The sequence below is a fragment of the Mesorhizobium album genome, from assembly GCF_033977205.1.
Taxonomy (GTDB): Bacteria; Pseudomonadota; Alphaproteobacteria; order Rhizobiales; family Rhizobiaceae; genus Mesorhizobium; species Mesorhizobium album.
The window spans coordinates 1-1,879 of the sequence record NZ_JAVIIW010000112.1 but is presented as its reverse complement, the minus strand read 5'-3'; the positions used below and the strand labels follow the sequence as shown (position 1 = coordinate 1,879).

The following is a 1,879-nucleotide window of genomic DNA, read 5'->3' as shown; positions in this document are numbered from 1 at the left end:
CGGTAATTCTCGATCATCAGGGCGATCGGCCCCTGATTGATGCCGATATGGTCCGGCGATACCCAACCGCAAGCCCGGCCACCGGCGGTGGCGATTGTCGGATTGAAACTTGCGGTGAAGCCGTAAGGATTGCCCGCGTGCAAGTCGATCTTGTGGAAGTGGTTGAGCGCCGGCAGAACGATCTCCGGCGCAAAGGGCAACGAGGTAATCGCCGCCCACGGCGACAGTGTGCCGTCATCCGGACCAAACGGCGCGCCGCGCGCCAGATATCCGAAAAAGCGGCGGTCTCCGATCGCCATGTGACGTTTTGTCGGGCCTGGGCCGTCGCTGGCGGTAAAACCCCAGCAATTCTCCCCATAACCGATGAAGCCCTTAGGATTGCGGATGGCGTAGTCGCGCTGCAGGAACGTAGCCTGGCGGCTATTCTCGAAATAGTCGCTGCCATGATTGCGCATGAAGGCATCGCGGATGCCGCGAAAATCGATCCAGATGTGCGACATTTGGTGGATGAAGAGCGGACCGGCATAAACCAGCTCCCGGCCATAGATCCTTTTCCACTTGTAGCTGGATAGCCAGGCCGTATAGCTCTCAGGCGGGAGAGGATAGGTCGGCGAGCCGAGACCCAGCACGTAAAGGATGAGCGCCTCGTCATAGCCTTCCCAGCGGTATCGCAGGAACCCTTTTTCGGGCCGCCAGCCATGGGCGACGGTGGCGCCTCCATTCTGCGCCCAGCGCCAGTCGGCGCGGCGGTAGAGCCCGTCGGCAAGCCGACGAATTTCGAGCTCGGATTCATCGTCCCCGCGGAAATAGGCGCCGGCGGCCAGCACACCGGCAAGCAGGAGCGCCGTATCTACCGTGGACAACTCACACTTCCAGACGCGGCGTCCAGTCTGCATATCCAGAAAATGGTAGTAGAAGCCCCTGTAGCCGGTGGCATCGGGTTCTGATCCGTGCGGCGCGTTCCAGAAGAAGCGAAGCGTCGCGAGCGTCCGTTCAACGGCCGCGGCGCGCGTCATGAAACCACGCTCGACACCGACGGGATAGGCCGCCAAAGCGAGCCCTACCGCGGCTATGCTGGCCGGCGACGATTTGGTGTTGCGATCGGCGATCAGGCCATTTGCCGGGTTGGCCTCTTTGAGAAAATAGTCGAAGGACAGGCGCTGGATGTCCGAGAGAAGCTCGTTCAGCGAGTTGTCGGCCGATGCATCCATGGCTGCTGATGTAGAGGCCTTCGATGCGCTTCCCACCTTTTCCGCGAAGGCGAGGCCGGCTACGATTTTTCCATGCATGATTTGCTCCTGTGCTAAGTCCCAGGTGCCCAAATGGAAAACGTCTGCCGTTCCGAAAAGCCGACGCGCTCGCGAAATGTGATACGCGCTCGTCGGTCACTCCGCCGGCTTTGTCGCCGAAGGCCCACTCTGAACCGGACATCCCAACAAGCCACACGTCTAGCCATTAGGTCCGGTCATCCTGTAGCCCTTCGCTACCCGGCACACACCTCATTTGCGAGTCGCAGTCGCTCCATGGTCTTCACCTTCAGCCTGATGATGTCCCCCACCTTCAGACGCTTCGGTGATCTTCTCGTATTCGGATTGTGACATCTCCGGCAGACGGCGAACAAAGGCCACCATCGCCCACAGCTCTTCCTCGTTGTGCGTTGGACCAAACGCAGGCATCCCGGTCATCTTTATGCCGTTTTGCAGGACCCAATAGAGCTCAGTATCATTTAAGGTGGCAGCGGCTCTTGTAAGGTCCGGCGGCAGGGGCTGCATGTTCTTGGCGAACTCCGCCGGAGAAATTCCCGGGCCACCATGACAGGCGACGCAGCCTTCCTCCTTGTAGTGATGGCCACCAGTGTGGATCATCTCCGGATCGTCAA

Annotated in this window: 2 protein-coding genes; both read right to left on the bottom strand. The window is 60.0% G+C overall.

The window, feature by feature from the left end; genetic code table 11:
• Nucleotides 1–1,211 (bottom strand): glucoamylase family protein (locus tag RFN28_RS34380; RefSeq protein WP_320291561.1); only part of this gene is annotated, 1,211 nt, incomplete at its 3' end.
• Between the two features lie 288 nt (nucleotides 1,212–1,499).
• Nucleotides 1,500–1,879, bottom strand: a 380-nt coding sequence (locus RFN28_RS34375) for a c-type cytochrome (protein ID WP_320291560.1), incomplete at its 5' end; no start/stop codon positions are given.